The following is a 5,842-nucleotide window of genomic DNA, read 5'->3' as shown; positions in this document are numbered from 1 at the left end:
TCCGCACCGCTGACGCGAACGGCGCAAACACCACACGGCTCCAGGCACGTCGGCTTCTCCCTCTCGTCGTAGGGTGAAGTTCTGGTGATAGACGGGATCCAACCCTGCTTCTTCTGCCTGCTGCAGCACGTAAGATGGGGAGTGGGCAAAGCGGCCCGTTGTGGATCCCAGCTCGTAGCCGGGGGTGGATCCCACCTCGACGGTAAAGGCCAAAAGCCCGCCAGCATTCAACACCCGAGCGCAGGCAGGAAAGACCTGGGCCAGGTCCCCCAGGTAGATGAACACATCTGCCGCCAGGATCAAGTCGTAGCGTTCCGAGGTCTGCTGCAGCAGCTCCAGCAAGTCCCCCTGAACCAGGTGGTCGTAAATGCCCTTGTGTTGGGCGATTTCCAGCATGCGGGCAGAGAGATCCACACCCCACAACTGCTTGACATAGGGGCGCACCTGGGATCCCGCCAAGCCTGTGCCACAGCCCAAGTCCAGCGCCCGCTCAAACCCAGGAGGCGATCCCTGCGCTGCTGCCACCGCCAGGATCCCTTGCCGCAAAGCCTGTGGCCCCTGGTAGTTTAACTTCTCCAACAAATGCTGCTCGAACCGAGGTGCATATTCATCGAACAGGCGGCTGACCCAAGCCGGAGGCGTTCTGTCGGGCAGGGGCAGCTCCCCCAGAATGGCCAGCATGTAGCGGGCATCGCTGTGGTCAGGCTGCAAGGAGAGCGCCCGCCGAAACCAGGGGCTGGCCGCCTCTGGTTGTCCCTGCTTCCAGAAGCACATGCCGATTTGATAGGGGATATCCGCTTCCTGCTGGGATCCCTGCCAAGCCTGCAAGTAGTGGGCCACCGCCGCCGCGAATTCTCCCCGCATCTGTAGCAGATCGGCCAACCCCACCCGGGCCATCAGCAGTTGCGGATCCCGGTTCAGGGCTTGCTCAAACAACAATTGCGCCTGCTTTCTCTCCCCCATCTGCCGCAATACCCTCCCCAGCAGCGCATGAACCTCAGCGGCCAAGCTGGCCGGCGCAGCAGGTGGACAGATCACAATGGCCTGCTGGTAGTGCAGCATGGCAGCGGGGTAGCGACCGGCTCCCTCCTCGATTTGTCCCAACAGAGCGTGGGCCTGAACCCGGGCGATGGCTGCTCCGGGATCAGACAGGTCGGCACCACCCAAAGGGGATCCCCGCTGGGCAGTCCCAACAGGAGCTGAGCCGGCACCCGAGAGGAGCTGCTCACAAATTTGCCGACAACGGGCCCAGTCACCTTGCCGGAAATAGACTGCCGCCTGACGGATCTGTTTTGAGAGGGACGGCTGCGCCGCTTTTCCAAAACCTTTGCCTTTGACCATTCCTGCGGTGCATCCCCCGATTTCTTGGGGGCCTGAGTTGCCAGCACCCTTTCAGGATAGGGCCTCTCTCAGCCGACGGCTGCCATGGCTTTCAGGCCCTTCAAAATCAGGTAGTCCAGAATACTGGTGTTCTCCTCGCCGCGATAATTAAAATTGGAGCGCACCAGCCACAGCCCCTTCTGAGTGCGGCAACAGAGGTTCAGCAGCGTGCGGGCCAAAATCTGTTGACGCGCCTGTAAATCCCGCGCCGCATCGAAAACCTCCCCGTCCCATTCCGGCGTCAGCACACGGCTGTTGTAGAGCACATGCCAGAGGGAGCGGGACCAGCTGGGGTTGGTGATATCAAACCAAAATTGGTAATCCGCCTCCAAACCCCGAGTGATGTAGGCCCCCGGAGTTGCAACTACCAAGTAACGGGAATAGTCGGGCTCGAAGCGGCTGCTGCTGGGGGTCTGTCCCGAGCGGATCATGGCCAAAAAGGCGGGATCCCCTTCGGCAGGGAAGGCCTGACGAAACCGCCGTGCCGCTTCCATCAACACGCGCAGCAGCTCTTGATCCTGAGGGGAAGCAATCGCCGGGGCTAAGTGATCGGCAAAAAACTGCTGGAAGAAAGCGGCCAATGAAGGGCCGGGATGATAGCCGCGCAGCCAATCGAACAGTCGCTGGTAGCGCTCCAGGTTGGCAAACCCTACTCGCTCCGGCTGCCGTACTGCCGTTCGGGGACGCAGAGAACGCCCCACCGGATCCCAGGTATCTTCGGCCAACAGAGCCGCCCGGATGGGATCCAGCCCCAGCACCCAGCTCAACATCAGCCGCCAAGCCGGCAAAGTGGGAAAAGCACCCCACTCGGGATGGGCCAATTCTGCTGCCGTCAGCACCGCCCGCACCAAGGGATAGCGGATCAACGCCGGGAAGGGGGCAATCGACAAAACCGGCACTTCCGACAACTGCTCCTGCAAGCTCAGGCTCACCCCCACATCCATACGGGGCAGCAAAACAGCAATGCGATGGGCCGGGATCCCGGCCCCCAAAAGCCGGCGAATTTGGGCAACCATCACCTCCACTGCCGCAAACTGGGTCTCTTCCTCCAGCGTTTGCACCAGCGGCAGTCCTCCCCCCTTCGGCTCGGGCAGCGGATGAGAAAACTGGGGATCCAACACCCGCGCAATCTGCACCCCTAAGCGGATCATGCCTGCTGAAGCGCGATGGCTCCCCTCCAGAAACCGAACCTGCGTTTTTTCCATCAAGAAGTCGGCCACAGCTTCCGGGATCCCGGTCAAAGAGACCCCGCCGCCGAGGGTGTAGCTGAAAAATTGGCTTTGCAAATGGGCTTGCCCCTGCCGGTAAAACTCCAGCGCCACCCCGCAACTGTCTTCCGCCTGATCTACGATCAGATGATCCCACTCTTGCCAAAACTCCGCTAGCGGCAGGATGTGTTCGCCAAACAGCCGAATTTGCAGACCAAAATCCAAGGATCCCAACCGAAGTGCTGCCTCCCACAGCCGCCCCACACAGCAGCCCATTGCCTGTAAGGCCTCTGCCCGCCGTGGATCCGCCTCTTCCGGCCAAGCCCTGGCCAGCTGGGATCCCACCACCTCTGCCGGCAAACCCGAAGCCCCCGCAATATAAGCAGCACTGCTGATCTGATCCCAGATCTGGAACTCCTTGAGCCCGACCCCGGCAAAGGCTTCCCCATGCCGAGGGCACAAAGCGCAGGCTCGTTCGCAGAGAAATTGAGTGAGATCTTTGGCCAAGGGGATCGGCTCCAACGAGCGTGGCAACTGGGGGACACGCTCACACACCTGTGGCCAATGATCGGCCAACGAGCGTCCCACCCGCTGCAAGAACGTTTCGATCCGCCACGGCCCCACCAAGCCCGAACTGGACTGCTGCAAGCGCCGCAGCACCTCATCCGCTTGCCGTTGACTCCGCACCAAAAATAAGACCCGGCCCGGATCGGCTCCTGCCTGCAACAATCTCCGATAGTGATCTACACAAGCCTGGGTCAGCCCACTGCCTGCCCAGCCCATTACACTTTGGAAGGGAGATGGCTTCCCTGGCCAATGGCTCTTTTCTTCCACTTGAGCTGCCCTTACCCTCTCCGGCCTCTCCAACCAACCCATTTTCTCAGCAAAAGTCTGGACAAACGGGCCTTCGCTTCATTATGATTGTTTTCCGTTGCCAACTGAGTCCATCCGCTTTGGCGACCCGGCGCGCTGCTACACCAGATACTGCCTCTTTAGCAGGTAAGTCTGAGCAGCTCTCAACAAAAGCAGTTTGGCGTGCAGCTTTGGGGGTGAACTAAGCAAGAGGCTCAGCGTTGCCGGCGCTGAACTTGGCCTCGGGGGATCCCTACCTTGCCCTTTCGCCTCAGCCGGCAGACTCAGCTTTGTCTTGAGCTTCCTGCTGCCACGCTATTGCTGTATGCCTATCCATCCGGCTGACTGAGCCATTGGCCTACGGCCCGCTTCGCGAACGGCTAGCCGATTGTCGGAGTGAGCTGGCTCTCAGTTGATGAAAACGAGTCGTGCAGGCTCGATTGGAGGTTCTTGTGGCACTTGGCATCCTCGGAAGAAAAGTCGGCATGACCCAGATCTTCTCTCCAGAAGGGCTGGCCATTCCGGTCACTGTCGTGCAGGCGGGGCCTTGCACCGTGACCCAGATCAAAACCCAAGCCACAGATGGCTACAACGCCATTCAGTTGGGCTACTTGCCCACTGCCGAAAAGCATCTCACGCGGGCGCAGCGGGGCCACCTCACCAAAGCAGGGGTGACAGAGCTGCTGCGCCACCTGCGAGAGTTTCGCGTTGATCAGCCGGAAGCTTACCAATTGGGGCAGAAAATTACCGTCGAGATGTTCTCCCCTGGCCAATTGGTGGATGTGGCCGGTACCTCCATCGGGCGAGGGTTTGCCGGCTATCAAAAGCGCCACCACTTTGGTCGTGGCCCCATGTCCCACGGCTCCAAAAACCACCGCCGACCGGGCTCCATTGGCGCCGGTACAACCCCAGGCCGCGTGTTTCCGGGGATGCGCATGGCGGGGCGGCTGGGAGGTGGCCGAGTCACCACCCGCAAATTGCAGTTGGTGCAGGTGGATCCGGAGCGGGATCTGTTGGTGATCAAGGGCTGCGTGCCCGGCGTAGAAGGAGGGCTGCTGGAGATCACCCCTGCCAAGCAGGTGGGCAACAAGCGTTAGGGGAGGGATCCCTGGGTGAAACCAAGGTTGACCGGCATCCGCAAAGACGAGGAAACCATGGCAAGTTGTGTGGTGAAAAATTGGCAAGGGGAAACGGTGGGCAGCGCGGAGCTGAGCCTCAAAGTTGCTCGTCCCGAAACAGCCGCCCACATTCTCTATCTGGCACTTCGCCGGCAGATGACCAATGCTCGTCAGGGCAACGCCCACACCAAGACCCGAGCTGAGGTGCGCGGCGGCGGTCGCAAGCCTTGGAAGCAGAAAGGCACCGGTCGGGCCCGTGCCGGCTCCATCCGCTCCCCACTTTGGCGCAAAGGGGGGGTGATCTTCGGCCCCCGCAAGCGGGAATACAACCTGGCCATGAACCGCAAAGAACGGCAACTGGCCCTGCGCACCGCTCTGCAAAGTCGGGTGGAAGACCTGATCGTCGTGGAGGATTTCCAGGAGCAGCTCAACCCGCCCAAAACCCGTGCTGTGGCCCAGGCTTTGCTGCGCTGGGGGGTGATGGAAGATCAATCGGCTCTGCTCATCGTTGCCGAACGCTCGGAAGCCGTAGAGCGGGCCGTGCGCAACATCGCCCGCGTTAAGCTGATCGGCCTGGATCAGATCAACGTTTTCGATCTGCTCAACGTCGATTGGGTGCTGATCACCGTTTCTGCCCTAGAGCAGCTCAAGGCCCGTTGGGGATCCGACGCCGCGCCGGCAGTTCTGGAGAGGCCCTCTGAGACTGCGCCTCAGGCCGACCTAGCCGGAGATCAGGCCCTGCCCGGAGATGGGCCGGAAGATCAGGCCGTTCCAGAAAGCGAACACGAGGAAGCAGAGCAAACCCCAGCCCAACCTGAGGCCCAGGAAAACCAAGCTGACCTTCAAGGACGTCCAGCAGATCCGCAGGGGCCAGAAGAGCAAACCGAAGAGCCCCAAGATCCAGCAGAAGAACTGGCTCAAGGAGCAGAGCCGTCAACGGTAGAAGAGGCCGAAGCAGCCCCAGCAGAGGAGGAAAGCGATGACTGAGAGCAAGCGGATCCTGGCCGACGTCCTGTTGCGCCCCGTCATCACCGAAAAGGCAACCGCCTTGATGGAGCAGCGCAAATATGTCTTTGAAGTGCTGCCCACCGCCACCAAGCCGCTCATCCGAGCTGCCGTCGAAGAAATGTTCCGCGTGCGAGTTACTTCCGTCAACACCCTGAAGCTCCCGCGCAAGCAACGGCGGGTGGGCCGCTTCGTTGGCTATCGCACCCGTCCCAAGCGAGCCATCGTGACCTTGGCGGAGGGAGATTCCATCACCCTCTTCCCGGACACCTAACCCCC

4 protein-coding genes and 1 pseudogene are annotated in these 5,842 nt (G+C 61.0%); 3 read left to right on the top strand and 2 right to left on the bottom strand.

Going from position 1 to position 5,842, the window contains the following annotated elements; translation table 11 throughout:
• On the bottom strand, positions 1-1,341 hold a 1,341-nt coding region (locus NW819_RS11990; protein WP_414413878.1), incomplete at its 3' end, for a methyltransferase domain-containing protein.
• 68 nt (positions 1,342-1,409) lie between these two features.
• Positions 1,410-3,371, bottom strand: coding sequence for a hypothetical protein (locus tag NW819_RS11985; RefSeq protein WP_414413877.1), 1,962 nt, complete (start codon positions 3,369-3,371; stop codon positions 1,410-1,412).
• A 521-nt stretch (positions 3,372-3,892) separates the two neighbouring features.
• On the opposite strand from NW819_RS11985, the gene rplC reads away from it, so the two are divergent.
• From rplC to NW819_RS11970, 3 genes and pseudogenes are all read left to right on the top strand, one after another.
• Positions 3,893-4,537, top strand: a complete 645-nt coding sequence (gene rplC / locus NW819_RS11980) for a 50S ribosomal protein L3 (protein ID WP_011434152.1) — start codon at positions 3,893-3,895, stop codon at positions 4,535-4,537.
• Between the two features lie 57 nt (positions 4,538-4,594).
• Positions 4,595-5,221 (top strand): annotated as a pseudogene (gene rplD, locus NW819_RS11975) (50S ribosomal protein L4); the annotation flags it as partial.
• A gap of 316 nt (positions 5,222-5,537) precedes the next feature.
• The gene (locus NW819_RS11970; RefSeq protein WP_414330452.1) at positions 5,538-5,837 is read left to right on the top strand and encodes a 50S ribosomal protein L23; all 300 of its coding nucleotides are present in this window, start codon (positions 5,538-5,540) and stop codon (positions 5,835-5,837) included.
• The last annotated feature ends 5 nt before the right edge of the window (positions 5,838-5,842 follow it).

This window comes from Synechococcus sp. R8-2, assembly GCF_047461715.1.
Classification (GTDB): domain Bacteria; phylum Cyanobacteriota; class Cyanobacteriia; order Thermostichales; family Thermostichaceae; genus Thermostichus.
The sequence above is the reverse complement of the archived record's forward strand: the minus strand, read 5'-3'. Positions and strand labels throughout refer to the sequence as shown.